Annotated in this window: 28 protein-coding genes and 1 tRNA gene; 17 read left to right on the top strand and 12 right to left on the bottom strand. The window is 68.2% G+C overall.

The genetic code is table 11. From position 1 onward, the window contains the following. The 3 genes from YU1_RS0113350 to YU1_RS0113340 form a co-directional block, all read left to right on the top strand. On the top strand, nucleotides 1-261 hold a 261-nt coding region (locus YU1_RS0113350), incomplete at its 5' end, for an IS5/IS1182 family transposase (RefSeq protein WP_029004508.1). Between the two features lie 99 nt (nucleotides 262-360). Continuing rightward, nucleotides 361-435 (top strand) — tRNA-Val (locus tag YU1_RS0113345). A 182-nt stretch (nucleotides 436-617) separates the two neighbouring features. Continuing rightward, the gene (locus YU1_RS0113340) at nucleotides 618-1,202 is read left to right on the top strand and encodes a L,D-transpeptidase (RefSeq protein ID WP_425339148.1); all 585 of its coding nucleotides are present in this window, start codon (nucleotides 618-620) and stop codon (nucleotides 1,200-1,202) included. Between the two features lie 113 nt (nucleotides 1,203-1,315). On the opposite strand, the gene YU1_RS0113335 is transcribed toward YU1_RS0113340, so the two are convergent. The 6 genes from YU1_RS0113335 to YU1_RS29350 form a co-directional block, all read right to left on the bottom strand. Continuing rightward, a complete protein-coding gene (locus YU1_RS0113335; RefSeq protein WP_029004506.1) occupies nucleotides 1,316-1,522 on the bottom strand; it encodes a cold-shock protein in 207 nt (68 codons plus the stop codon). 330 nt (nucleotides 1,523-1,852) lie between these two features. Then, a complete protein-coding gene (locus YU1_RS0113330) occupies nucleotides 1,853-2,878 on the bottom strand; it encodes an ABC transporter substrate-binding protein (RefSeq protein WP_029004505.1) in 1,026 nt (341 codons plus the stop codon). Between the two features lie 53 nt (nucleotides 2,879-2,931). Then, nucleotides 2,932-3,753, bottom strand: coding sequence for an ABC transporter permease (locus YU1_RS0113325; RefSeq protein ID WP_029004504.1), 822 nt, complete (start codon nucleotides 3,751-3,753; stop codon nucleotides 2,932-2,934). Further along, the gene (locus YU1_RS0113320; protein WP_051356832.1) at nucleotides 3,753-4,619 is read right to left on the bottom strand and encodes an ABC transporter ATP-binding protein; all 867 of its coding nucleotides are present in this window, start codon (nucleotides 4,617-4,619) and stop codon (nucleotides 3,753-3,755) included. Before YU1_RS0113320 ends, YU1_RS0113325 begins: the two co-directional genes overlap by 1 nt. Nucleotides 4,620-4,904: 285 nt before the next feature. Beyond that, nucleotides 4,905-5,180: a translation initiation factor IF-1 gene (gene infA, locus YU1_RS0113315; RefSeq protein ID WP_012115181.1), complete on the bottom strand. Its 276-nt coding sequence runs from the start codon at nucleotides 5,178-5,180 to the stop codon at nucleotides 4,905-4,907. Between the two features lie 25 nt (nucleotides 5,181-5,205). After that, nucleotides 5,206-6,759 (bottom strand): DEAD/DEAH box helicase, encoded by a 1,554-nt coding sequence (locus tag YU1_RS29350; RefSeq protein ID WP_051356831.1) that lies wholly within the window; start codon nucleotides 6,757-6,759, stop codon nucleotides 5,206-5,208. A gap of 383 nt (nucleotides 6,760-7,142) precedes the next feature. On the opposite strand from YU1_RS29350, the gene YU1_RS0113305 reads away from it, so the two are divergent. The 5 genes from YU1_RS0113305 (at nucleotide 7,143) to modC (ending at nucleotide 10,886) form a co-directional block, all read left to right on the top strand. Beyond that, entirely contained in the window at nucleotides 7,143-7,667 is a 525-nt protein-coding gene (locus YU1_RS0113305; protein WP_035715259.1) for a DedA family protein, read from the top strand. A 59-nt stretch (nucleotides 7,668-7,726) separates the two neighbouring features. Further along, nucleotides 7,727-8,014: a hypothetical protein gene (locus YU1_RS0113300; protein ID WP_035715257.1), complete on the top strand. Its 288-nt coding sequence runs from the start codon at nucleotides 7,727-7,729 to the stop codon at nucleotides 8,012-8,014. Between the two features lie 83 nt (nucleotides 8,015-8,097). Then, entirely contained in the window at nucleotides 8,098-8,916 is an 819-nt protein-coding gene (gene modA, locus YU1_RS0113295; RefSeq protein WP_051356830.1) for a molybdate ABC transporter substrate-binding protein, read from the top strand. A gap of 81 nt (nucleotides 8,917-8,997) precedes the next feature. Then, a complete protein-coding gene (modB, locus tag YU1_RS0113290; protein WP_029004499.1) occupies nucleotides 8,998-9,687 on the top strand; it encodes a molybdate ABC transporter permease subunit in 690 nt (229 codons plus the stop codon). Continuing rightward, complete coding sequence (gene modC / locus YU1_RS29345) at nucleotides 9,684-10,886, top strand: molybdenum ABC transporter ATP-binding protein (RefSeq protein ID WP_084539847.1); 1,203 nt, start codon at nucleotides 9,684-9,686, stop codon at nucleotides 10,884-10,886. Before modB ends, modC begins: the two co-directional genes overlap by 4 nt. On the opposite strand, the gene YU1_RS0113280 is transcribed toward modC, so the two are convergent. The 4 genes from YU1_RS0113280 to YU1_RS0113265 all read right to left on the bottom strand — a co-directional run bounded on the left by YU1_RS0113280 (nucleotide 10,819) and on the right by YU1_RS0113265 (nucleotide 14,809). Continuing rightward, a complete protein-coding gene (locus tag YU1_RS0113280) occupies nucleotides 10,819-11,220 on the bottom strand; it encodes a winged helix-turn-helix domain-containing protein (RefSeq protein ID WP_029004498.1) in 402 nt (133 codons plus the stop codon). The genes modC and YU1_RS0113280 overlap by 68 nt on opposite strands. Before the next feature lie 128 nt (nucleotides 11,221-11,348). Continuing rightward, a complete protein-coding gene (ilvC, locus tag YU1_RS0113275; RefSeq protein WP_029004497.1) occupies nucleotides 11,349-12,368 on the bottom strand; it encodes a ketol-acid reductoisomerase in 1,020 nt (339 codons plus the stop codon). Nucleotides 12,369-12,441: 73 nt separating this feature from the next. Further along, a complete protein-coding gene (ilvN, locus tag YU1_RS0113270) occupies nucleotides 12,442-12,957 on the bottom strand; it encodes an acetolactate synthase small subunit (protein WP_029004496.1) in 516 nt (171 codons plus the stop codon). Between the two features lie 91 nt (nucleotides 12,958-13,048). Continuing rightward, nucleotides 13,049-14,809 (bottom strand): acetolactate synthase 3 large subunit, encoded by a 1,761-nt coding sequence (locus tag YU1_RS0113265; RefSeq protein WP_029004495.1) that lies wholly within the window; start codon nucleotides 14,807-14,809, stop codon nucleotides 13,049-13,051. Between the two features lie 378 nt (nucleotides 14,810-15,187). Here YU1_RS0113265 and YU1_RS31985 point away from each other — a divergent pair, with 378 nt between their 5' ends. The 7 genes from YU1_RS31985 to lpxK are packed head-to-tail and all read left to right on the top strand — an operon-like array spanning nucleotide 15,188 to nucleotide 20,940. Beyond that, nucleotides 15,188-15,700 carry a hypothetical protein gene (locus YU1_RS31985; RefSeq protein WP_051356829.1) on the top strand — a complete coding sequence of 171 codons (513 nt, stop codon included), beginning with the start codon at nucleotides 15,188-15,190 and terminating at the stop codon, nucleotides 15,698-15,700. Between the two features lie 20 nt (nucleotides 15,701-15,720). After that, nucleotides 15,721-16,677 (top strand): 4-hydroxybenzoate octaprenyltransferase, encoded by a 957-nt coding sequence (gene ubiA, locus YU1_RS0113255; protein WP_029004494.1) that lies wholly within the window; start codon nucleotides 15,721-15,723, stop codon nucleotides 16,675-16,677. Nucleotides 16,678-16,735: 58 nt separating this feature from the next. Continuing rightward, entirely contained in the window at nucleotides 16,736-17,575 is an 840-nt protein-coding gene (locus tag YU1_RS0113250) for a 3'(2'),5'-bisphosphate nucleotidase CysQ (protein WP_035715322.1), read from the top strand. A 48-nt stretch (nucleotides 17,576-17,623) separates the two neighbouring features. Next, nucleotides 17,624-17,866 carry a DUF4170 domain-containing protein gene (locus tag YU1_RS0113245; protein ID WP_029004492.1) on the top strand — a complete coding sequence of 81 codons (243 nt, stop codon included), beginning with the start codon at nucleotides 17,624-17,626 and terminating at the stop codon, nucleotides 17,864-17,866. Between the two features lie 19 nt (nucleotides 17,867-17,885). After that, entirely contained in the window at nucleotides 17,886-18,623 is a 738-nt protein-coding gene (locus YU1_RS29335; protein ID WP_035715253.1) for a lysophospholipid acyltransferase family protein, read from the top strand. Next, on the top strand, nucleotides 18,620-19,915 hold the full coding sequence (locus YU1_RS0113235; RefSeq protein WP_029004491.1) for a 3-deoxy-D-manno-octulosonic acid transferase: 1,296 nt from the start codon (nucleotides 18,620-18,622) through the stop codon (nucleotides 19,913-19,915). Before YU1_RS29335 ends, YU1_RS0113235 begins: the two co-directional genes overlap by 4 nt. Next, nucleotides 19,912-20,940 (top strand): tetraacyldisaccharide 4'-kinase, encoded by a 1,029-nt coding sequence (gene lpxK / locus YU1_RS0113230; RefSeq protein WP_029004490.1) that lies wholly within the window; start codon nucleotides 19,912-19,914, stop codon nucleotides 20,938-20,940. Before YU1_RS0113235 ends, lpxK begins: the two co-directional genes overlap by 4 nt. A gap of 31 nt (nucleotides 20,941-20,971) precedes the next feature. On the opposite strand, the gene YU1_RS0113225 is transcribed toward lpxK, so the two are convergent. Both YU1_RS0113225 and xseA read right to left on the bottom strand, forming a co-directional pair. After that, nucleotides 20,972-21,199, bottom strand: a complete 228-nt coding sequence (locus YU1_RS0113225; protein ID WP_029004489.1) for a DUF2093 domain-containing protein — start codon at nucleotides 21,197-21,199, stop codon at nucleotides 20,972-20,974. A gap of 105 nt (nucleotides 21,200-21,304) precedes the next feature. Then, nucleotides 21,305-22,906 carry an exodeoxyribonuclease VII large subunit gene (gene xseA, locus YU1_RS0113220; RefSeq protein ID WP_029004488.1) on the bottom strand — a complete coding sequence of 534 codons (1,602 nt, stop codon included), beginning with the start codon at nucleotides 22,904-22,906 and terminating at the stop codon, nucleotides 21,305-21,307. A 131-nt stretch (nucleotides 22,907-23,037) separates the two neighbouring features. Here xseA and purD point away from each other — a divergent pair, with 131 nt between their 5' ends. Both purD and YU1_RS0113210 read left to right on the top strand, forming a co-directional pair. Next, nucleotides 23,038-24,294 carry a phosphoribosylamine--glycine ligase gene (purD, locus tag YU1_RS0113215; protein ID WP_029004487.1) on the top strand — a complete coding sequence of 419 codons (1,257 nt, stop codon included), beginning with the start codon at nucleotides 23,038-23,040 and terminating at the stop codon, nucleotides 24,292-24,294. 91 nt (nucleotides 24,295-24,385) lie between these two features. Next, nucleotides 24,386-25,288, top strand: coding sequence for an alpha/beta fold hydrolase (locus YU1_RS0113210; protein ID WP_029004486.1), 903 nt, complete (start codon nucleotides 24,386-24,388; stop codon nucleotides 25,286-25,288). Nucleotide 25,289: the final 1 nt, after the last annotated feature.

Raw genomic sequence — 25,289 nt, 5'->3', positions numbered from 1 at the left:
GTCATGGCCGATACCGCCTATGACAGCGACGCCCTGCGCGCCACAATCGCGGCAAGGAACGCGCAGGCGGTCATCCCGTCCAATCCATCCCGCGCCAGGAAGCATAGCCTCGACAGGCACCTCTACGCTCAGCGCCACCTGATCGAATGCTGCTTCTCCAAGCTCAAGCAGTTCAGGCGTGTCGCGACCCGCTTCGAGAAGACCGCGCGAAACTACCTCGCCATCGTCACAATCGCTGCCATCGTCCTGTGGATCAGGTAACTGTCCACACCACCTAGGGCGGGAAAGCGGGAATGGGCGCTTGACACCCCATCCCCCCCGCCTTACACCGCCGACCTCGCCACTCGGCGGGCCACGGATGGGCGATTAGCTCAGCGGGAGAGCACTCCCTTCACACGGGAGGGGTCGCAGGTTCAATCCCTGCATCGCCCACCATCCGACCTTCCAGACATCTGACGTTCCACGCATTTGCCCGGTGCTTGCGCACCGCCCGCGGGCTCGGTGCTTTCCAGCGCGTGAACCAATCGGCCACAAAGGAGTTGCAGGTCTGCCGCATTTGCGGCGAGATCGCGAAACTCCACGGGAAACCGGCTCATTTGCGCAGGGATTGACCGACGATGATGCTCAGGAAGCTCACTTTGGCGGCCGGCGTTGCCGCCGTGTTCGGCATGACGGCGGCATCGGCAGAAGCTCAGCCGCGCGATTTCTTCGGCTTTGCCGCATTGTTCGGGTCACCGAGCGGCACCGTGGCGGGCACCAGTCCCTACCCCCGGCACGCCGTGTCGATCGACCCCAAATACACGCCCGGCAACATCGTCATCAGCACCAGCCAACGGCGGCTGTTCTATGTGACGGCCCCGGGCCAGGCCATCGAATACGGCGTTGGCGTCGGGCGTGACGGCTTCCAGTGGTCGGGCGTGAAGACGGTGAGCGCGAAGAAGGAATGGCCGTCCTGGACGCCGCCGTCGCAGATGCTGAAGCGCCGGCCGGACCTGCCCCGCTATATGCCGGGGGGTATCGACAATCCGCTGGGCGCGCGGGCCATGTACCTTGGCTCCAGCCTCTATCGCATCCACGGCTCCAACGAGCCGGAGACCATCGGCCAGGCCGTGTCGTCCGGATGCATCCGCATGACCAATGACGACGTGACCGACCTGTACAATCGCGTGCGGGTGGGGGCGACAGTCTATGTGCTGCGCTGACGCTCCGGCGTGACGGAGCCTAGAAACGACTGAACCCGGCCAGAGGCCGGGTTCCGCAACGCGAAAAGCGTTTGATTCAAGGGCGGCGCATTGCGGCGCCCGAGCGACGTCGCTCAGAGAGCGGCGAGGTTCGCCGCTTTGGTCTTGCCGCGATTGTCGTCCACGACATCGAAGGAGACCTTCTGGCCGTCGCTGAGCGAGTGCATGCCGGAGCGCTCCACGTCGCTGATGTGCACGAACACATCGGCGCCGCCGCCATCCTGCTGGATGAAGCCGAAGCCCTTCTGGGTGTTGAAGAATTTGACAGTACCTGTGGCCATAGTGGCCTCCGTTCAGACGAGTTCGAACCTCCGCCAGAAGGCGGAGATCGGGACAGTCCGAAGTGGGAGCTCAAAGTTGCGGCCCAAAGGGATCGAAACAAGGCTTGGCCGCAAACGAACCGTCCCGAGCGCTTCATGCTGCCTCGGGGTCAACCGAATGGCGCACGAAACACCCAGCCGCACAGGATCGGAGTACATCCGTCCGTATCCCGGCAAATGCGACGAGCGCAGTCTGCTGGCTGGGACTTTTTGCAAGTTAGAGGTTCATTACGGCGAAAGCAAGGGCAGAGCGCGAAATCCGATGAAATAGCGCCCTGCCCCCGGCAAATGCTATTTGATGGTTTCCGCTGATTTAGCGACAAAACGTCCATCAAACGTCTTCGAGAGATCGATTTTCGCACTCTTCAATTCTGGATCGAATTCCACCAACATGTTGAGCGCATTCTTCATTCCACTTTCGGGAATGACGCCGGTCCGCGAGTAGATCGGCTGGGAGGCCTTCACCGCCGCGAGGTAGAGGGCGCGGTCGCCGAGCAGATAGTCCTCCGGCACCACCTTGGCCACGTCCTCCGGGCTCGCCGTGGCCAACCATTTCAGCGACCTGTAGAAGGCGTTGACCAGCTTCTGCGTGGTGACCGGGTTTTCCGTGACGAAATCGCGCTTCAGATAGAGGACGGCGGCGGGATTGGTGCCGCCGAAGATCTTCTGGTTGCCCTCTTCCGTCCGGGTGTCGGCGAGCACGCTCACGTCGCCGTCGCTCTCCAGCTTGGTGATGACGGGATCGAGATTGGCCATGGCGTCGATCTCACCGCGCTTCATCTGCGCCACCGCGGACGCGCCGCCGCCGACGCCGATGAAGGAGACATCGTCGGGCTTCAGCCCCTGTTTGGCCAGCAGGAAGTCGACGAAGAAATTGGTCGAGGACCCCGGCGCGGTGACGCCGATCTTCGCACCCTTCAGATCCGCCACGCTCTTGTATGTGGCTGCCTTGTCCTTGCGCACCACCAGCACGATGCCTGGGAAGCGCCCCAGTTCGATCACCGAGACGATGTCCTGGCCCTTGGCCTGCATGCGGATGGTGTGCTCGTAGGCCCCCGTCACCACGTCGATGGAGCCGCCGATGAGCGCCTGGAGCGACTTCGCGCCGCCGCCGAAATCGTTGATGGTGACGTCGAGCCCCTCGTCCTTGAAGTAGCCCTTCCGCTCGGCGATGGTCAGCGGCAGGTAATAGAGCAAAGGCTTGCCGCCGACGCCCAGCGTCAGGCTGGGCTTCTCGGCCTTCTGCGCGAGGGCTGCGGTGCCCGGCACGGCAATGCCGAACGCGAGGGCGAGCGCCGGAAGCGCAGCCCGCAGCATGCGGGGAATGGGTGAGCCCTTGGATCGCATGGGTTTCCTCCGATGTGTGCTTGTTATCGTTGGTTGGCCGAAGTGGATGGCCGCCAGACGGTGAGCCGGTTCTCGATCAGCGTCACGCCGGCATCGATGAGGATGACGAAGACGGCGAGCACGAGCATCCCCGAGAACACGCCAGTCACGTCGAACACGCCTTCCGCCTGGTGGATGCGGTAGCCGAGCCCCGCGGCCGAGCCGAGATATTCCCCGACCACGGCGCCGACCAGGGCAAAGCCCACCGAGGTGTGCAGCGAGGAGAACATCCAGGTGAGCGCGGACGGCCAGTAGACATGGCGCAGCAGCTGGCGCTCCGACATGCCGAGCATGCGCGCATTGGCCAGCACCGTCGGGCTCACCTCCTTCACGCCCTGATAGACGTTGAAGAACACGATGAAGAAGACGAGGCTGACGCCCAGCGCCACCTTCGACCAGATGCCCAGCCCGAGCCACAGGGCGAAGATGGGCGCCAGCACCACGCGCGGCAAAGCGTTGGCCATCTTCACGTAAGGGTCGAACACGGCGGCCACGAGCTGGCGGCGGGCGAACCAGAACCCCACCACGACCCCGCCCGCCGCGCCGATGGCGAAGGCGAGCGCCGTTTCCAGTAGCGTGATGCCGAGGTGATACCAGATGACCCCGGTGGCGAAGTCCCGCCACGTGCGCTCGAACACCGCGATCGGCGTCGAGAAGAAGAACGGATCGAGCGGATAGACGGCCTTGGCCGACAGGTAGCCGGCGGGAATCCGCACGGTCGAGCCGAAATGCCAGATGCCGATCAGCACCACCGCCACCAGCACCTGAAACAGCAGCAGTGCCGGGCGCGAGAACAGGAAACGCATCAGGCGGCACCTTCCGTCTGTAGATAGCCCTTCGCCACTTCTTCCCTGAGCGCGCTCCAGATCTCCCGGTGCAGGGCGTGGAATTCCGGCAGCAGGCGCACCTCGGCGATGTCGCGTGGCCGGGCGAGGCCGACGCGCCACTCGCCGATGATCCGGGAAGCGGGACCGGCGCTCATGATGACGACCCGGTCGGCGAGCGCGATGGCCTCGTCGAGGTCGTGGGTCACGAACATCACCGCCTTGCGGTCGAGGCTCCACAGGTCGAGCAGCAAATTGCCCATGATCTGCCGGGTCTGGGCGTCCAGCGGGCCGAAGGGCTCGTCCATGAGCAGGATCTTGGGGTCGCGGATCAGCACCTGGGCGAGGCCGACACGCTTGCGCTGGCCGCCGGAGAGCATGTGCGGATAGCGGGCGCCGAACGCGCCGAGCCCAACCCGCTTCAGCCAGGCCATGGCGCGCGCCCGCGCCTCGGCGGTGGCCACGCCGGCCACCTCCAGGCCGATGGCCACATTCTCCTCGACCGTCTTCCAAGGAAACAGCGCCTCGGCCTGGAACAGGTAACCGGCCTGCCGGTTCAGCCCCGCCAGCGGCTGGCCGAACACCCGGACGCGTCCCACACTGGGGATGAGAAGGCCCGCGGTGGCGTTGAGGAGCGTCGACTTCCCGCACCCGGTCGGGCCGACAATGGCGAGGAACTCCCCGTCCGCGACGGTCAGGTCCACGCTGTCGACCGCGATGAACGGGGTTTCCTTCGCCTGTCTGCCGGAAAACGAGATCCGCACGCCCTCCAGCTGTGCGGCCGGGGCGGCAGGGAGCGAAGCGGGTATTTCGGATCGTGCGCTGGCGGTGCCGTCAAGCCCGGCCATATCTCCTCCCATATTGCCGGTGACCCCGGCTTCTTGGGCGCAGAGGTTAGCGGCCCGTGCCGGTGACGCAAGCGCGGCGGGCACCGGCACACAGCCTTAAGAGGGCTGCCGTTGCGGGACTAAGAATTTGCACCGGCAGGCGAATTCAATCGTTGGTGGAAACCGGGTGGGGCCGCCTCACGCCGACGCGCGCCACCGGCACGGCGCGCGGGCAACAAAAAAGCCGGGACGAAGCCCGGCTTTTGCAGTGATGGATGGAACGGCCCTGCGGCGCGTTCGCGGCCTTCAGCGACGGCGGAAGTTCTGCTGGCGCCGGGCGCCGGGCGGCGGCGCATTGCCTTCCGCCTTGTGGCGGAAATTGATCCGGCCGCGATCAAGGTCGTAGGGGGACATTTCCACCACGACGCGATCGCCTTCGATGGTGCGGATGCGGTTCTTCTTCATCTTGCCGGCCGCATAGGCCAGGATCTGATGATCGTTGTCGAGCCGCACACGGAAGTTGCCGTCGGGCAGCACTTCCGTCACCGTTCCTTCGAACTCCAGCAGTTCTTCTTTCGCCATATAGTCTGCTCCAGCTTCCCCAATATCACCGGGCCGGACGACGCGCCGGGCCCGTCTTGTCGGTGCGGACGGTTGCCGACCGCATGAAACCCACGGCTCCGATCTCGGAGCTCTGCTGTGAACGCTGGCCACCCTGGCCGCGCCCCTGGCGGGCACCTTCAGGCCGGCCGCCGGGCGCGGATCCCGCCCCGCGTCCCTCGGCCTTGCGGCCATCCTGGTTCGCGCCGGCGTTGCGCTGGCGCGGAGCCTGCGAACGTTCGCCATGATTACGCTCGCCATGGCTGCGCTCACCCTGTGAGCGGTCACCCTGGCTGCGTTCGCCGTGGCCCCGTTCCCCACGCTCGCCCTGCGGGCGGTCGCCGCGCGGACGGTCGCCCTGCGGACGACCGCTGCGGCGATGCCCCTCGCTGCTGGCGGGCGCGCCCGCGATGGCAGCCTGGCGGGGCTCGCCGCGCCGATCGGTGGTCGGAAGCGCCATGCGGATAAGCTTCTCGATCGACCGCAGGTAGGCGCGCTCCTCGCCGTCGCAGAACGAGATGGCGATGCCTTCGCGTCCGGCGCGGGCCGTGCGTCCGATGCGGTGAACATAGGATTCCGGCACGTTCGGCAGATCGAAATTTACCACATGACTGATGCCGGTGACATCAATGCCGCGTGCGGCGATGTCGGTGGCCACCAGCGTGCGGATGGTGCCTTCGCGGAAGGCCGCGAGCACACGGTCACGCTGGTTCTGCGACTTGTTGCCGTGAATGGCCTCGGCGGCGACGCCGGCCCGCGACAGGGCCTGCACCACCTTGTCCGCGCCATGCTTGGTGCGGGTGAAGACGAGCGCGCGGTCGATGTCCTCGGCGCCGAGAATCTCGGCGAGGAGCTGCGGCTTGTTGGACTTCTCCACGAAGATCACGCGCTGGTCGACGCGATCGGCGGTCTTGGCCACCGGCGTCACCGCCACCGTCACCGGATTGCGCAGCATGGAGCCGGCGAGTTCGGCGATCGCGCTCGGCATGGTGGCCGAGAAGAACAGGCTGTGGCGCTTGGCCGGCAGCCGGCGCACCACGGCGCGGATCGAATGGACGAAGCCCATGTCGAGCATCTGGTCGGCCTCGTCGAGGACGAACACCTCCACCGCGTCGAGCTTCACGGCGTGGTTGTCCACGAGGTCGATGAGGCGGCCGGGGGTCGCCACCAGCACGTCGACGCCGCGCTGGAGGGCGCGAATCTGGCGGCCCATGGGCACGCCGCCGATGGCGAGCGTGGTGGACAGGCGGATGTGGCGGCCGAACTTGTCGAAATTATCCAGGATCTGGCCGGACAGCTCGCGGGTCGGCGACAGCACCAGAACGCGCACGCTCTTGGGCTCGACGCGGCGCGGGTTGCGCGCCAGGTGATCGAGAATGGGAAGGGCGAAGGCCGCCGTCTTGCCGGTGCCGGTCTGGGCGATGCCGATCAGGTCCTTGCCCGCAAGGACGGAAGGGATGGCCTGGGATTGGATGGGGGTCGGGGTGACGTGCTTCTCTTCGGTGAGGGCACGGACGATAGGCTCGGCGAGGCCGAGTTCGGAAAACGAGGTCAAGCTCATTCTTTCATGAGGCGAGAGCCGGCCGCGCCAACAAAGGGGCAGCGCGTGCTGTCACGAGGGTCTTTTGACACCCCGCGTGGCCTGGGCTGTCGCAATCGATCGGATGAAGATCGGGCCGAAGCCGTGCGAGAAGACGGAGGATGTCCGTTCGATCTCGTGGGCGGTTTCCGCTACGCGGCCCGAGAGCGACCCGAGATGGACCTGTCAAGGCACCTTGATCGCTGCAAGCCGCCATATGGCCCAGATCCGTGGTCATTTCAAGGCATTTGCTGCCTTTTGTGCCGGCGGCCCCGAAAATAGGCCGCGCGTCTTCGAACTCCGGCAGCGCAGGCTCCGCCCTTGCAATGCCCGATTTCCCCCCGAGATAGGAAGACGGAGGCGGTATGTTCGATTTCAGCACGTTGGTTTCCCAGACGCTGGCGCTGGTCCAGCAGCATCAGCAATGGGCCGTGCCCATCGTCTTCGCGCTGGCGCTGGGCGAATCGCTCGCCGTGCTCTCGCTGTTCATCCCGGCCACCGTGCTGCTGCTCGGGATCGGGGCGCTGATCGAGGCCAGTAACCTGGATTTCTGGCAGATCTGGGCCGCGGCGGCGGTGGGCGCCGTGGTGGGCGACACCATCTCCTACGGTCTGGGCTATTATTTCAAGGATGGTGCCAAGACCATCTGGCCGCTCTCGCGCCAGCCCGAAATGGTGATGAAGGGCGAGGTCTTCTTCGCCCGCTTCGGCGTCTGGAGCATCGCCATCGGCCGCTTCTTCGGGCCGGCGCGCGCGGTCGTGCCGCTGATCGCCGGGGTGCTCGCCATGCGCCAGATCCCGTTCCAGCTGGCCAATGTGGGCAGCGCGTTCGTCTGGTCGTTCGTGATGCTCGCTCCCGGCGGGGCGGCGCTCAAGATGTTCGGCCTCTGAGGGAACACGGCTCTTCCGGGCGGGGTTGGCAGGTCATCGCCCCCCGCAGGAGGCCCGCCATGTTGAAGATCGTTCCCGCCCTCGCGGTCATAGCCTTTCTCTCTCCCCTGCCCGCGCTGGCCCAGGTCGGCACCGGGCCGCGCCCGCCCGACGCGCCCGGCCCGACCGTGCCAGGCCCGCGGCCCGGCGAAACCCTGAGCGACCAGCTCCAGCGCAACGACGGGGTCATCCCGCCGGCGCGGAATCTCGATCCGGACATGCACAAGCCCGCCCCGGACACCGGCACCACGCCGGTCATCCCCCCACCGGGGTCGCCGGGTGGCAACAGCAATGTGCAGCCGAAATAGAACCATTCCACTGTGGCGCTTCGCCTGTGGAACGGCCCGCCAAAGCTGTATATGACGGGACATAACATAGACGGAGGTCTTCCATGTCCCGCCTTGCCGCTGCCCTGAATTGCCTGAATCCGTTATTCCTGTCCCGTCGTAGCGTCCTCTCCCTCGCGCTGGCGTCGGCCATCGGCGCCGCCGCTCCCGTGGCGGCGCGGGCCGAGGAGGCGGTGACGGTGTTCGCCGCCGCCAGCATGACCAACGCCATCCAGGACATTGCCAAGGCCTACACGGCGAAGACCGGAGTGGTCGTGCGGACCTCGTTCGCCGCCTCGTCCGACCTCGCCAAGCAGATCGAATCGGGCGCGCCCGCCAACGTGTTCATCTCCGCCGACAACCGCTGGATGGACTATCTGGAGCAGCGCAGCCTGGTCCTGAAAGACACCCGCACCGATCCCATCGGCAATTCGCTGGTCGTGGTCGTGCCGGCCACCAAGCCGGTCAAGATCACGATCAACTCGTCCTTCGATTTCGACACCATCCTGGGCAAGGACGGCAAGCTGGTCACCGGCATTCCGGAGAGCGTGCCGGTGGGCGTCTATGCGAAGGCGGCCCTCACCAAGCTCGGCCTGTGGGACAAGGTGCGCCCGCACGTGGTCGGCGCCGAGAGCGTGCGCGCCGCATTGGCCCTGGTGGAGCGCGGCGAAGCCGCCGCCGGCATCGTCTATGCCACCGACGCCGCCATCGCGAAGAATGTGGTGGTCGCCGGCACGTTCCCGGCCGACAGCCATGAGCCGGTGGTCTATCCCTTCGCCATCGTGAAGGGCAACGACACGCCCGCCGCCAAGGCGTTTTTCGCCTACCTGCTTGGGCCGGACGCCAAGGCGGTCTACGCCAAGTACGGCTTCACCGCGAAGTAGTCGCGCGCAACGCCTTCGCAGCGGCTGGCATGCCGGCGTAAGCTCCGGCAGAAACCGGCCTGTTCGAGGATTCCCGCCGTCATGCTGACACCGGAGGAATGGACCGCCGTGCGGCTCAGCCTTCAGGTGGCCTTCTGGGCCACGATCTGGAGCCTGCCGCCCGGCATCCTCGTCGCCTTCATGCTTTCGCGCCTGGAGTTTCCCGGGCGCGGGCTGTTCGACGGGCTGGTCCATCTGCCCCTGGTGCTGCCCCGCGTGGTGGTGGGCTATCTGCTGCTGCTCCTGCTCGGGGCGCGGGGGACGTTCGGCTACTATCTCGACCAGTGGTTCGGCATCCGCCTGATCTTCTCCACCGCCGGCGCGACGGTCGCGGCGGCGGTGGTGTCCTTCCCCCTCACGGTCAATGCTATCCGCCTGTCGCTCGACGCGGTGGACCGCGGGCTTGAAACCGCGGCCCGGACGCTGGGGGCGACGCGGCTCGACGTCTTCTTCAGCATCACCCTGCCCCTCATGCTGCCGGGCATCCTGTCCGGCACGCTGATTTCCCTGGCTTCGGCCCTGGGCGAGTTCGGCGCGACGATTACCTTCGTCTCCAATGTCGAAGGCATCACGCGCACCATCCCGCTCGCCATCTACAGCGCCACCAGCATGCCGGACGGCGACGACATCGCCTTGCGGCTGACGGTCGTGTCCATCGTCCTGGCGCTCGGCGCCCTGCTGCTGGCCGAGTTCGCCGACCGCCGCATCCGCATCGTGCTGGGGCGCGCATGATCGAGATCGACGTCACGCTCACGCGCTCCTCCAGCTTCACCCTGACAGCCCGCTTTTCCGCGCCCGGTCGGGGCGTCACCGCGCTGTTCGGCCGGTCCGGAGCGGGAAAAAGCACCATCATCCACATGGTGGCCGGCACCGTGCGCCCCGACAGCGGGATCATCCGGGTGGGCGACGCGGTGTTCTTCGATTCGGCCAGCCGCACCGAGTTGCCCATGGAGCGGCGGCGGGTGGGTTATGTCTTCCAGGACGCCCGGCTGTTCCCGCACATGGGGGTGGAAAACAATCTGCGCTACGGCGAGCGCCGGGCCGGCGCCGAGCGGCGCATCGGCTTCGACGCGGTGGTGGGCATGCTCGGCATCGGCCACCTGCTCAAGCGCCGGCCGCACACGCTCTCGGGCGGCGAGCGCCAGCGCGTCGCCATCGGCCGCGCGCTCCTGGCGCAGCCGCGCCTGCTGCTGATGGACGAGCCGCTGGCGGCGCTCGACGACCAGCGCAAGGCGGAAATCCTGCCCTATCTCGAACGGCTGCGGGACGAACTGAAGCTGCCGATTCTCTATGTGAGCCATTCGCTGGAGGAGGTGCTGCGCCTGTCCGACATGGCGGTGGCGATGGCCGACGGCCAGGTGGTCGCGGCCGGGCCGGTGGCAGAGGTGATGTCCCGGCCGGAACTCCTGCCCGTGATCGGGCGGTTCGATCTAGGCACCATCCTCGACTGCACCGTGAAGGCCCATGACCCGGCCTATGCGCTCTCCACCCTGGCGTTCCAGGATGGCGAGCTGCGGGTGCCGCTCGTGGATCTGCCGGTGGGCACGCCGGCTCGGGCGCGGGTGCGGTCCCGCGACGTGGCCCTCTCCCTCTCCCGCCCCATGGATGTCTCCGTCACCAACCGCCTCGCGGGCAAGGTCAGCGACATCCGGCGGGAGGAAGGCCCCTATGCGGACGTGGGGGTCGATCTCGGCCATGCCACGTTGCGCGCCCTGGTCACCAAGGAGAGCGTCGAGCGCTTGGCGCTCGAACCGGGGATGCCGGCCTGGGTGATGATCAAGGCGGTGGCGGTGGATGCCCGCTCGCCGCTGTTCGACACACCGGCACCGGGCGAGGCTCCTGCGGCCGACCTGCCTGCCGCCGTCAGCCCGCCTTCGGCTCCGGCTCTGCGTCTTGTCGGGACCGATCGTCCTTCGCGAGGGAACGGCTGAGTTCCCGCACCGATGCCTCGGTCGCGCGCGCGCTCTGGCGCTCCATCGCCCGATAGAGTGCGATCAGCCGGTGCCCGAAGGGCGTCACGTCGGTGCCGCTGCCGCGCCGGCCGGGATGGGTAACGATGACCGTCTCCTCGAACATGCGGTCGAGTTCGTCCATGAGCAGCCACGCCCTGCGGTAGCTCATGCCGACAGCCTTCGCGGCCGACAGGATGGAGCCGTGGACACCGATGGCCTCCAGGAGGGCGATCTTGCCCGGGCCGAGGCGGCGCCCGTCGCCGAAATCCAGGCGCAGGAAAAGGCTGGGCGTGGTGTCTGTGGCATCCGGCATTAAGGCACCTCCTGCGCCAGGATAGACGCAGACCGTCCGGATGACAGCCGCCATGTCCCGGCCCGCACGAAAAAGCCCGCCGCCCCCGAAGGGACGGCGGGCCGAAAGCCGACAGCCTTCGCGGCGGCTCAGTTCTTGGTCTTGTCCACCAGGGCCTTGGCCTTGATCCACGGCATCATGCCGCGCAGCTTCTCGCCGACTTCCTCGATCTGGTGGGCATTCACCTTGGCGCGGGTGGCCTTGAACGAGGTCTGGCTGACCTTGTTCTCCAGCATCCAGTCGCGGGTGAACTTGCCGGACTGGATGTCGTTGAGGACGCGCTTCATCTCGGCCTTCGTCTCGGCGGTGATGATGCGCGGGCCGGTGACATATTCGCCGTACTCGGCGGTGTTCGAGATCGAGTAGTTCATGTTGGCGATGCCGCCCTCATAGATGAGGTCGACGATCAGCTTCACTTCGTGCAGGCACTCGAAATACGCCATCTCGGGCGCGTAGCCGGCTTCCACCAGCGTCTCGAAGCCGGCGCGGATCAGCTCCACGAGGCCGCCGCAGAGCACCACCTGCTCGCCGAACAGGTCGGTCTCGCACTCTTCCTTGAAGGTGGTCTCGATGATGCCGGCGCGGCCGCCGCCGTTGGCGGAGGCGTAGGAGAGGCCGAGGTCATGGGCGTTGCCCGAGGCGTCCTGCGCGATGGCGATCAGGGTCGGCACGCCGCCGCCGCGCTGATACTCGGAGCGCACGGTGTGGCCGGGGCCCTTGGGGGCGATCATCAGCACGTCGAGATCCTTGCGGGCCTCGATCAGGTTGAAGTGCACGTTGAGGCCGTGGGCGAACAGCAGCGCCGCGCCCTGCTTCATGTTGTCGTGCAGGCTCTCCTTGTAGATGTCGGCCTGCAGCTCGTCCGGGGTGAGCATCATCACCACGTCGCCCCACTTGGCGGCGTCGGCGGGCGTCATGACCTTGAAGCCTTCGGCCTCGGCCTTCTTGGCGCTGGCGGAGCCGGGGCGCAGAGCCACGACGATGTCCTTCACGCCGCTGTCGCGCAGGTTGAGCGCATGGGCGTGGCCCTGGCTGCCGTAGCCGACGATGACGACCTTCTTGCCCTTGATGAGGTTCAGGTCGGCATCACGATCGTAATAAACGCGCATTGGCTTTCCTCTTGATGAAACCGTTTGAAGCGTACGGGCCGGAGCCCGGATCAGGTGGCGCGGCCGCCGGCGCTCACATGGCGTCGGGGCCGCGGGAAATGGCGACCACGCCGGTGCGGGCCACCTCGACGAGACCGAGGGGCTCCATCAGCACGGCGAACTGGTCGATCTTGTCGGACTTGCCGGTGATCTCGAACACGAAGCTCTCGGTGGTGGCATCGATCACCCGGGCACGGAAGGCCTCGGCGAGGCGAAGCGCCTCGCTGCGCGCCTCCCCGGTGCCGCGCACCTTCACCATGGCCAGTTCGCGTTCGAGCGAAGCGGCTTCCACGGTCAGGTCGCGCACCCGGTGCACCGGCACCAGGCGGTCGAGCTGGTTGCGGATCTGCTCGATCACCATGGGCGTGCCAGTAGTGACGATGGTGATGCGCGAGAGATGCCCCTCGTGGCTCACCTCGGACACGGTGAGGCTGTCGATATTGTAGCCACGGCCGGAGAACAGGCCGATGACGCGGGCAAGCACGCCGGGCTCGTTGTCCACCAGCACGGAGAGGGTGTGGCGTTCGGTCTTGTCTTGGACGAGCGACATGAAGAGGTCTCTGCGAGGACGGCGAGAAAAGGGAGCTTGCGGCGCCGGCGGATGGTGGCGACCGGCCGCGCGCTGCGCGGCCGGCATGAGGTCACACCAGCATCTTGCCTTCGTCGGTGATGGCCTCGTCGAGGTCCACGGCCATGTCGCCGAGGATCATCTCGTTGTGGGCACGGCCCGACGGGATCATGGGGAAGCAGTTCTCCTGCTGGTCCACGATGCAGTCGAAGATCACCGGGCGCTTGATGTTGATCATCTCCTGGATCGCCCCGTCGAGGTCGCCCGGCTTCTCGCAGCGGATGCCGACGCCACCATAGGCGTCCGCAAGCTTCACGAAGTCCGGCAGCGCTTCCGAATAGGAATGCGAGTAGCGCCCGCCATGCAGCAGCTCCTGCCACTGGCGCACCATGCCCATGTAACGGTTGTTCAGGATGAAGATCTTCACCGGCAGGTTGAACTGCACCGCCGTGGACATCTCCTGCATGTTCATCAGGATCGAGGCTTCGCCGGCGATATCGACGCACAGCGCCTCGGGATGGGCGATCTGCGCGCCGATGGCGGCCGGCAGGCCGTAGCCCATGGTGCCGAGGCCGCCGGAGGTCAGCCAGCGGTTGGGCTCCTCGAAGCGGAAGAACTGCGCCGCCCACATCTGGTGCTGGCCGACTTCGGTGGAGATGTAGACGTCCCTGTCCTTGGTCGCCGCATAGAGCCGCTCGATGGCCTGCTGCGGCTTGATGGTGTCCGGCAGCAGCCGGTAGGCGAGCGAATTGCGCCCGCGCCAGCGGTCGATCTGCTTCCACCAGTCGTCCAGCGCGGCGCGGTCGATATGCCGGTCCTGGCTCTTCCAGGCGGCCAGCATGGCGTCCAGCACCTTGGCGCAATCGCCGATGATGGGCAGGTCCACCTTGACGTTCTTGTTGATGGACGAGGGGTCGATGTCGATGTGGATCTTCTTCGAGCCGGGCGAGAAGGCGTCCAGCCGCCCGGTAATTCGGTCGTCGAAGCGCGCGCCGATGCAGACCATGACGTCGCAGCCGTGCATGGTCATGTTGGCCTCATAGGTGCCGTGCATGCCCAGCATGCCCAGCCACTGGCCGTTCGCCGCCGGAAAGGCGCCGAGGCCCATCAGCGTGGAGGTGACCGGAACGCCGGTAAGGCGGGCCAGCTCGCGCAGGGCGCGGCTCGCCGCCGGGCCGGAATTGATGACGCCGCCGCCGGTATAGAAGATCGGGCGCTTGGCGCCGGCGATCATGTCCACCGCCTGCTGGATCTTGTCGGCATCGCCCACCAGCTTCGGCTTGTAGGTCTTGTGTTCGATATTCTCGCGGCCGACGTAGGTGCCCTTGGCGAACTGGACGTCCTTCGGGATGTCGACGACGACCGGGCCGGGCCGACCGTTCTGCGCCACGTAGAAGGCTTCGTGCAGCACGCGCGCGAGGTCGTTGACGTCGCGCACCAGGTAATTGTGCTTGGTGCAGGGCCGGGTGATGCCGACCGTGTCGCATTCCTGGAACGCGTCGTTGCCGATCAGGTGGGTGGCGACCTGGCCGGTGATGCAGACGATCGGGATCGAGTCCATCAGCGCGTCGGTCAGGCCGGTCACCGCATTGGTGGCGCCGGGGCCGGAGGTGACGAGGACCACGCCGACCTTGCCGGACGAGCGCGCGTAGCCTTCGGCCGAATGGACCGCCGCCTGCTCGTGGCGCACCAGGATGTGCTCGATCCGGTTCTGGTGGAACAGCGCATCATAGATCGGCAGCACGGCGCCGCCGGGATAGCCGAACAGGTGATCGACCCCCTGGTCGGCAAGCGCCTGGATCACCATCTCGGCGCCGGTCATCTCCTTGCTCATCTCATCTGCTCCTTGCTGCCCTTGGCGCATCCTGCGCCTCCGGCCGCCCTTGAACCTTCGGAATTCTCGAACCTCAGAAACGACGAAGGGGCCCGAAGGCCCCTCGTCACGCGCCACTCGTCCCTTCCGACGACCCTCAGGCCGTCGTGACGGTGGCGCTCCTGCGTACAAGAATGATAACGAAGTTGCGCATGTGCGCAGTCACCCTTTCAAAAGTTGCGCGAACGTACCCACTGACGAAATCTCCGTCAAGGCATTCCCGCGCGCTTTTTTACATGCGGCATCAGCGCCGCTCGCGTATCTTCCCGTTGCCCCGATATTGCCCCAACAGTCAGGTCTTTGTTAGGAAACGCCATCACCGACGTAGCGGAACTGGACATGTCCCGGATCACTCATTCGCCGCGCTTCAAGGGCTCGATCGCCTTCGGCCTCGCCCTCGCGCTCTGCACGGCCGGTGCGGTCCCGGCCCTTGCCGACTGCCAATCCGACTTCATGGCGCTGCGCGCCGACATGGAAGCCAAGGGCAAGGCCCTGCAGGCCGCCGGCAAGGCCAAGGTCGGCCCGCAGGAGCTCTGCCCGCTGTTCCGCAACTTCACGGCGGCGGAATCCAAGGCGGCCAAGTACCTGCAGGACAACAAGGACTGGTGCCAGATCCCGCCGGAGACGGTGCAGTCGGCGCTCGCCAACAACCAGAAGACCGCCGCGCTGCGCGACAAGGTCTGCCAGGCTGCCGCCAATGGCGGCGAGGCGGGCGGAGGCGGCGCGGTCAAGCCGCCGCCGCAGGGCAGCCTCTCCCAGGCGCTCGGCGTGACCACCGGCTATGTGCCGGGTGAGAGCAGCAATCGCGGCGGGGTGTTCGACACCCTCACCGGAAACGCGCTGTCAAAGTGAACGGGGATCTGAGGGACGCGATGGAAGGCCCTGCGCTTTCGGCCGTGGCCGATGCGCCCGCGGGCAACTGGGTCGATCGTTACGCGCCACCGAAGGTTCGCCCCTACCTCCAACTCGCGCGCCTCGACCGCCCCATCGGCAGTTGGCTGCTGCTGCTGCCGTGCTGGTGGTCCACGGCGCTCGCGGCGGGCGCCGCGCGCCAGCCGTTCCCTGACCCCCGGCTGCTGATTCTGTTCGCCATCGGCGCGGTCGCCATGCGCGGCGCCGGCTGCACCTGGAACGACATCCTCGACCGCAAGATCGACCGCATGGTGGCACGGACCCAGAGCCGCCCCATCGCCAGCGGCGCGGTGAGCGTGCCCGCAGCCTTTGCCTTCCTGGTGTTCCAGGCGCTCATCGGGCTTGCCGTCCTGCTGTCGCTTCCGCGCTTCGCGGTGATCACCGGCCTCGCCTCGCTCGGCGTCGTCGCCATCTACCCGTTGATGAAGCGCATCACCTCGGTGCCGCAGGCGGTGCTGGGCATCGCTTTCTCCTGGGGCGCGCTCATGGGCTGGGCCAGCGTGTTCCGCAGCATCGACGACCCGGCGCTGCTGCTGTTCGCCGGCTCGGTGTGCTGGGTGTTCGCCTACGACACCATCTATGCCCATCAGGACCGCGAGGACGACGCCATCGTCGGCGTGCGCTCCACCGCTTTGCTGTTCGGGCAGGCGAGTTGGCTGGCGCTGGCCCTGTGCTACACCGCCACCGTCATCCTGTTCGCCATGGCCCTGCTCGGGGCAGGATCCGGCATTCTGGCCTGGATCGGGCTGATGGCGTTTGCCTATCACCTGCACGGGCAGGTGAAGCGGCTCGACATCGACGATCCGGCGCTTTGCCTCGCCATCTTCAAATCCAACCGCGACGCCGGCCTGATTCTGTTTGCCGGCCTCTCCCTGGACGCCATCGGCCAGCATCTCGCGTCCATTTGGCTGTCCTGATGCCGATATGGAGACATGTCGCCTTGCCTCGGGCCACCGGGGCGCCTATGGGCTGCGCATGATTTCCCAAGACCCGTCCCTGCCCCGCGCCGGCCTGTCGTCCATCGACGCGCCGGAGGCGGCCGCGCGGCATCTGGCCGATGCGGTGACCGCTGCCGGAGCCGTGGCGCTCGCCATGTTCCGGTCCGGCAAAGTGGCGTCCTGGACGAAGAACAACGATTCCCCGGTCACCGAGGCGGACATCGCCGTCGACCGTTTTCTGAACGAGCGGCTGACGGCGCTGGCGCCGGACTATGGCTGGCTCTCCGAGGAGACCGCCGACAGCGCGGATCGCCTGGCGCGCACGCGGGTGTGGGTGGTGGACCCCATCGACGGCACTCGCGCCTTCATGGCCGGAGCGCCGGACTGGTCGGTTTCCGCCGCTCTCGTGGAGGCCGGACGGCCGATCGCGGCCGCCCTGTTCGCGCCCGCCACCAACGAACTGTTCGTGGCCGCCGTCGGCCAGGGCGCCAGGCGCAACGGGCTGCCCCTGCGCGCCGGGGCGCGCACGGATCTGGACGGAGCCACCGTGTCCGGGCCGGCCACGGCGGTGGACCATCTGGCACATTACGCGGCGATCCAGCGCCAGCCACGCGTGCGGTCGCTTGCCTTGCGGATCGCCCGGGTGGCCACGGCCGAGCTTGACGTGGCGCTCGCCACCAGCAATGCCCACGATTGGGATCTTGCGGCGGCCGATCTGCTGGTCCACGAAGCCCACGGGATTCTGTCCGGCCTGGATGGAAGACCACTGACCTATAATGCTACGGTGCCGCGGCACGGCGCCCTGGTTTCCACCGGGCGCGCGCTGCACAGCACAGTTCTTGCCGCGGCGCGTGCGGGCGCCGGCGGAACGCCGTGATTTCTCTTCACGCCTCGTTGTACTGGCCTGCTCCGGGATCGGACGACAATGACTGAACGCAAGCAACTGCCCCACCTCGTATTCGGTGGGGAACTGAAGGAACTGGGCTCGGTGGAGTTCAAGGACCTGAGCCAGCTCGACATCGTCGGCGTCTATCCCGACTATGCGAGCGCGGTGGCCGCTTGGCGCGGCAAGGCCCAGATGACGGTCGACAATGCGATGATGCGCTATTTCGTCGTCCATCTGCATCGGCTGCTCGACCCCGACACGGACACCGCCGGCGGGCACTGACGGACGGAAATCTCGACACATGTGGCGTCGCATTCGGACCAACCGGGGTGCCCAGGTCGCCCTGGGCACGGCTTTTGCGTATTATTTCAAGGCCGTCGCTCGGACGACCCGGTTCGTCGTGGAGCCGGCCGACATCTATGAGCGCATCGACGGCAACCTGCCGCTGATCATGACCTTCTGGCACGGGCAGCACTTCCTGACGCCGTTCGTCATGAAGCCGCACCACAAGGCCAAGGTGCTGATCTCCCGCCATGCTGACGCCGAGATCAACGCGATCGCGGCGGAAAAGCTCGGCGTCGGCACCATTCGCGGCTCCGGGGCCACTTCGCCGCGGGATTTTCATCGCAAGGGCGGCGTCTCGGCCACCTATGCCATGATTGACACCCTCGCCCAGGGGATCAATGTGGCGATGACGGCGGACGTGCCGAAGATCGCTCGCCACGTGGGCAAGGGCGTCATCGTCATCGCCCGCCATTCCGGCCGTCCCATCATTCCGATCGCCATGGCAACCAGCAACCGCATCACCCTGAAGAGTTGGGACAAGGCGAGCCTCAACCTGCCGTTCGGACGCGGGGCGGCGGTCGCCGCCGAGCCCATCTGGGTGCCGCGCGACCTGGACGACGCCGGCATGGAGGCCATGCGCCAATTGCTCCAGCAGCGTCTCGACGCGGCGACGGCGCGGGCCGAGGCGCTGGTCGGGCGGGGCCATGCGCCGGCGCTCGTGGCGGGCCGGGCGCCCGCCGAGGCGCCGCAATGAAGGGGAGGCCGCTGCCGGTCCCTCTGCGCATCTATCGCGGCGCCGCCGCGGCCGCGACGCTTCTTGCCCCGGCGTGGCTCAAGTATCGCGTTTCCAAGGGCAAGGAAGACCCGGCCCGGCTGTCCGAGCGGCGCGGCATCACCCGGCTGGAGCGGCCCCAGGGCCCGCTGATCTGGGTGCATGGCGCCAGCGTCGGCGAGATCGTCTCCGTGCTGCCGCTGGTGGACCGGCTGATGGGGCGCGGCTTCCACATCCTCCTCACCTCCGGCACGCTGACCTCCAGCCGGATCGCCTCGCGCCGGGCCGCGCGCGGCGTGATCCACCAGTTCATCCCGCTGGATGCCCCGGCCTTCGTGCGGCGCTTCCTCGCCCATTGGAAGCCGGACCTCGTGCTGCTGGCGGAATCGGAGCTCTGGCCGAACCTGATGACCGAGCTGGACCGGCGCGGCACCTCCGTCGTCCTGGTCAACGGGCGGCTGTCGCGCCGGTCCGCCGAGCGCTGGGGCCGCCTGCCGCGCAGCGCCCGCGCCCTGCTCTCCCGCGTCGATCTCTGCCTTGCCCAGACGCCGGAGGACGGCGCCCGCTTCAAGTCGCTCGGCGCGCCGCGCGTGGAAGTGGCGGGGAACCTGAAGTTCGACGTTCCCGCCCCGCCCGCCGACCCGGCCCTGCTGGGGCGCCTGGAAGCGGCGGTGGGCGACCGCCCCATCCTGCTCGCCGCCTCCACCCATCCCGGCGAGGATGAGGTGGTGATCGCGGCGCACCAGCAGTTGCGGCAGCGGTTGCCCGACCTCCTGACCATCATCGCCCCCCGCCATCCCGAGCGCGGCGCCGACATCCTGGCGCTGGCCGAGGGGGCCGGCCTTGCCGCCGCCCAGCGCAGCCGCACGCCGCTGCCGCCCGCCGAGGCCGAACTCTATGTGGCCGATACCATCGGCGAGCTCGGCCTGTTCTACCGGCTGGCGCCGGTGGCGTTTCTCGGCGGGTCGCTGGTGCGGCACGGCGGTCAGAACCCCATCGAGGCGGCCAAGATCGGCACCGTCGTGCTGCACGGCCCGCACGTGTGGAACTTCGGCGCGGTCTACGGCCGCCTGGACGCCGATCTCGGCGCCGTGCCGGTGGAAGGGGCCGAGGAGATCGTCCGCTCGGCCCTCGACGTCTTCCTGAGCCCCGGCTTCCACGACCACACCGCCCGCGCCGCCCGGCGCGCGGTGGAAATGCTCGGCGGCGCGCTCGACCGGACGCTGGCCGCCGTGGAGCCCTACCTGCTGCAAATCCGGCTGGAAGGGAAATGATCGGCAGCGCCCCGGCGTTCTGGTCGCGGCGGACGAGCCTCGCGAGCCTGCTGCTGAGCCCTGTCGGCTGCATCGTCGGCGCGATTACCCTGCGCCGCATGAAGGGGCCATCCCAGATAGTTCCCGTGCCGGTCCTCTGCATCGGCAATCCCACCGTGGGCGGCGCGGGCAAGACGCCTACCGCCCTTGCCCTGCTGGCCCGCCTGTCGCGCCAGGGGCATGCGCCGTTCGCGCTGCTGCGCGGCCACGGCGGCAGCCTGCCGGGGCCGGTGCGCGTCGTCCCCGACCGGCACGATGCCGTTGCCGTGGGCGACGAGGCGCTGCTGCTGGCCGCCGCCGCGCCCACCATAGTGTCCCGCGATCGGCCGTCCGGGGCGCGGCTGGCGGTGGCGGAGGGCGCCTCGGTCATCCTCATGGACGACGGCTTCCAGAATCCCTCCCTCGCCAAGGACGTCAGCGTCCTGGTCATCGACGGCGCGGCCGGGGTCGGCAACGGCAGGGTGCTGCCCGCCGGCCCCTTGCGCGCACCCCTGGCGCCGCAGCTCGCGGCGGCGGATGCGGTCCTCGTGGTCGGAGACGGTGCGGCCGGCGAGGCCGTGGCGGCGCAGGCCGCACGGATGGGCAAGGCAGTGCTGCACGGAACCGTTCGCCCCGACCCGCAAGTGGTGGCGGCCCTGCGCGGGCGGCGGGTGCTCGCCTTTGCCGGCATCGGCCGGCCGGACAAGCTGGCAACCACCCTGCGGACAGCCGATGTGGAGGTGGCGGGACTGCGGGCCTTTCCCGACCATCACGCCTACGTGCCGGACGAAATCGCCGCACTGGCTGCCGAGGCCGAGCGCATCGGCGCGATGCTGGTGACGACCAGCAAGGACATGGCGCGGCTGCGCGCCCCCGCCTTCGCCGCCCACCGGCCGGCGATCATTGTCCTGCCCATTGAGATGGAGATCGGCCCGCAAGCAACGCTCGACGACCTGCTGGCGCTGGCATTCACGCGCGCGGCGCGGCGCTCGCTCCAGCCGGCATGACGCATTCCGGCCTGCACAGGCGGACCTGCGGTCAGTCCTCGGCCTTGGCCTGTCCCGTCACCCGCGCCAGGACGGCCTGCGGATCGGCATAGGCTTCCTGGAGGTCCACGCTCCAGTAGCGCAATTCGTCGAGCGGAATCTGCTGGCCGGTGACCGCGCATCGCACGTAGCTGCCGGGCCGCAGGATGCGGAATTCACCGTCGAGATAGCGGATCTCCGCTTCGCCGTGGGGCTCCGGAAAACGTTCGAATCGATTCATCACGGCGAAACAGGGTCCTGCAAGGCGGGTGCGGCCGAGGCCGCATGTGCCGAAGATAATGCGTTTATGCCGCCACCGAAAGAGCGCCGCCGTTGCGGCATGAGGTCAGGTGTCGAACAAGGTGGGCTGCGACGGCTTCTCCGGCCCGCGCGCCGGCGCGACAGGAGCGGCCGCTCCGGGTGTCGGCTTGGCGGGCGCGCCGCCCGCCACCACGCCGACGCGGCCGTCGGCGAACTCAAGCTCCAGCCGGGCACCGGCAGCGACGGCTCCGGCGGTGCGCACCGCATGACCCTGTGCATCGCGCACCAGCGCGAAGCCGCGCGCCAATACGCCCCGATAGGACAGCGCCCGCAGCAACTGGTCCACCGCCTCCAGGCGCCGCCGACGCGCCCGCAACTCGCCCGCCACCGCGCGCCCCGCCCGCTGGTCGAGGACCGCGAGGCGCTCCCTGGCACGCGCCATCTGAACCTGGTGCGCGCGCAGATTGGTGGCGTGGGCGGTGGAGAGGCGGGTGGCGAGCGCGGCGAAGCACTCGCCCCGGCGCTGCACGAGGCCGCCGAGGCCGGTCTGGAGGCGCCGCCCGAGCCCGTCCGCCCGTTCGGCGAGCCGTTCCAGCCGCATCCGCAGGGCCGAGGGGGACAGGCGGGCGCGCGCGGCCTGGAACTGGACGCGGTGAGCCACCGCATTGCCGCGCAGCGCGCGGGGCAGGCGCTCCCCTGCCCCGTCGAGCCGCTGGCGCGGCACGGCCAGCAGGGTATCGGCGGAGGGCAGGTGCCGGGCCAAGGCGCGGAAATCGCCCCGCCGCCGCTCCAGCAGCCGGATGGGCGCGGCCGCGAGGCGCCCGCCCAGCCCGTCCACGGCGGCGATGAGATCGGCCCGCACCGGCACCACCATCTCGGCGGCGGCGGTCGGCGTCGGCGCGCGCACATCGGCGGCGAAATCGATCAGCGTCACGTCGGTCTCGTGGCCCACGGCCGAGACCAGGGGGATGCCGCTCTCAGCCGCCGCGCGAACCACGGCCTCGTCGGAAAAGCCCAGCAGGTCTTCCAGCGACCCGCCGCCGCGGGCGACGATCAGCACGTCCGGCCGCGGGATTGGCCCCCCCTGCGGCAGCGCGTTGAAGCCGCGGATGGCGGCGGCGACCTCGGCGGCGCTGGTGTCGCCCTGCACCCGCACCGGCCACACCAGCACCTGGCGGGGAAAGCGGTCGGAGAGGCGGTGCAGGATGTCGCGGATCACCGCGCCGGTGGGCGAGGTGATGACGCCGATCACCTTGGGCAGAAAGGGCAGCAGGGTCTTGCGCGCGGGGTCGAACAGGCCCTCGGCGGCGAGGCGGCGCTTGCGCTCCTCCAGCATAGCCATGATCGCCCCGGCGCCGGCGAATTCCAGGCTCTCGATGACGATCTGGTAGCCCGACTTGCCCGGATAGGTGGTGAGCTTGCCGATGGCCACCACTTCCAGGCCTTCCTCGGGGCGCAGCTTCAGGCGGGCGAAGGTGCCCTTCCAGATGATGGCGTCGAGGCGCGCGCCTTCGTCCTTCAGCGAAAAATAGGCGTGGCCGGAGGAATGAGGCCCGCGATATCCAGAGATTTCTCCGCGCACCCGCACATGGCCATAGGCGTCCTCCACCGTCCGGCGGAGGGCGAAGGACAGCTCGGAAACGCTCCATTCGGGCGCATTGGCGCGGGTTTCAGCGGTGTTGGTCATGGAATCACATGGCAGCAGAAGATCGAGGCAGAAGCATAGCCCCTATCTCATATGCAGCGGGCGCAATGCCCAACCCCTTGTTCGCGAGGCCCGGAGCCGATAGCGAAATCGAAACGGGGGAAGACAGCCTGATGAACGTGCTCCTGCTCGGCTCCGGTGGCCGCGAACATGCTCTCGCCTGGAAGCTCGCCCAGAGCCCCGGCATGGGCCGCTTTTATGCCCTGCCGGGCAATCCCGGCATCGGCGACCTCGCGGAACTGGTGGAGGGCATCCCGCTTTCGGCGCATGACACGCTAGTGCGCTGGTGCAAGGACAACGCCATCGACCTCGTCGTGGTCGGCCCCGAGGCGCCCCTGGTGGCGGGCCTCGTGGATCGCCTCGCGGAAGCCGGCATCGCCGCCTTCGGCCCCGATGCGGCCGCCGCCCGGCTGGAAGGCTCCAAGCTCTTCACCAAGGAATTGTGCCGGGCCAACGGCATCCCCACCGCCGCCTTCGCCCGCTTCACCAAGCCGGAAGCCGCCTGGGCCTATGTGACGACCGAGGGCGCGCCCATCGTCATCAAGGCCGACGGGCTCATGGCCGGCAAGGGCGTGGTGGTGGCGCAGACCGTGGAAGAGGCGGTGGCCGCCATCGACCAGGTGTTCGCCGGCGGCGGCCAGGAAGTGCTGGTCGAAGAGTTCATGGAGGGCGAGGAAGCCAGCCTGTTCTGCCTCGTGGACGGCGAGACGGTGGTGCCCTTCGGCAGCGCGCAGGACCACAAGCGCGCGTTCGACGGCGACCTCGGCCCCAACACCGGCGGCATGGGCGCCTATTCCCCGGCCCCCATCCTGACGCCGGAGCTGGAGCGACAGGCGATCGAGGAGATCGTCATCCCCACCGCGAAGGCGATGGTGGCGGCAGGCACGCCGTATCGCGGGGTGCTCTATGCCGGCCTGATGCTGACCTCCGCCGGGCCGAAGCTGGTGGAATACAACTGCCGTTTCGGCGACCCGGAATGCCAGGTCTTGATGCCCCGCTTCAAGGGCAACCTGCTGGAAACCCTCGCCGCCGTCGCTCACGGGCGCCTCGCCGAGGTCTCGGTCTCCTGGTCGGACGAGGCGGCCATCACCGTCGCCTATGCGAGCCGGGGCTATCCCGGCGCGCACCAGACCGGCAGCGAGATCCGCGGCGTGGAGGCGGCCGCCGCGCTTGAGGGCGTGCTGGTGTTCCAGGCCGGAACCAAGAAGATCGGCGCCCGCCTCCTGTCCAACGGCGGCCGGGTACTGAACGTCACCGCCGTCGGCGCCACCCTGAAGGAGGCGCGGGACCGCGCCTATGCGGCCGCCGCCCTCATCGACTGGCCGGACGGCTTCTACCGCCATGACATCGGCTGGCGCGCCCTGGGCTGAGCGAAGACCGCCGCTCGAAGACCGCCGCACCCGCACTGGCGGGCGCGGCGCATCCTGTGCCACCCTCCGGGAAAAGGCCAAGGAGGCGCACATGTCCGATCTCGCCGATCTGTTTCCCGGCTTCGAAGCGCACAATGTGGATACGCCCGTCGGGCGTATTTTCGTGCGGACCGGTGGAACGGGCACCCCGCTCCTCCTGCTGCACGGGTTCCCGCAGACCGGCGTGATGTGGCATCGCCTCGCGCCGGAACTGGCCAAGCAGCACACCCTTGTCATCGCCGACCTGCCCGGCTACGGCTGGAGCGCCGCCCCCGAGCCGGGACGCGACCATGCGCCTTATTCCAAGCGCGCCATGGGCGAGGCCCTGGTGCGGGCGATGGAGCATCTCGGCCACGCCCACTTTTCCCTTATCGGCCATGACCGGGGGGCGCGGGTCGGCTACCGCATCGGCCTCGACCATCCCGGGCGCCTCGACCGGCTGGCGGTGCTCGACATCGTGCCCACCAGCGTCATGTGGCACGGCATGGACCGCAGCCGGGCCATGACCACCTATCACTGGATGTTTCTCGCCCAGCCCCATCCCTTCCCCGAGACGATGATCGGCAAGGACCCCGGCTTCTTCTTCGACTGGACCCTGGCGAGCTGGACCGCCGGCAAGGATCTCTCCACCTTCGATCCGCGCGCGCTGGCCCATTACCGGGCGTCGTGCGCGGTGCCTGAGCGCATCCGCGCCATGTGCGAGGATTATCGCGCCGGGGCCACCATCGATCTCGCCCATGACGAGGCGGATCTGGCCGCCGGACGCACCATCGACTGCCCGGTGCTGGCGCTGTGGGGCAGCTCGGGCATCCCGGCGCGGGGCGAAAGCCCGCTCAACGCCTGGCGCGCCTTCGCCCCCGATGTGACCGGCGCCTCGGTGGAGGCCGGGCATTTCGTCGCCGAGGAAGCGCCCGAGGCGGTGCTCGGGGCACTCCTGCCCTTTCTGAAGGGGTAGC

The sequence above is a fragment of the Azorhizobium doebereinerae UFLA1-100 genome, assembly GCF_000473085.1.
Lineage (GTDB): Bacteria > Pseudomonadota > Alphaproteobacteria > Rhizobiales > Xanthobacteraceae > Azorhizobium > Azorhizobium doebereinerae.
The sequence above is the reverse complement of the archived record's forward strand: the minus strand, read 5'-3'. Positions and strand labels throughout refer to the sequence as shown.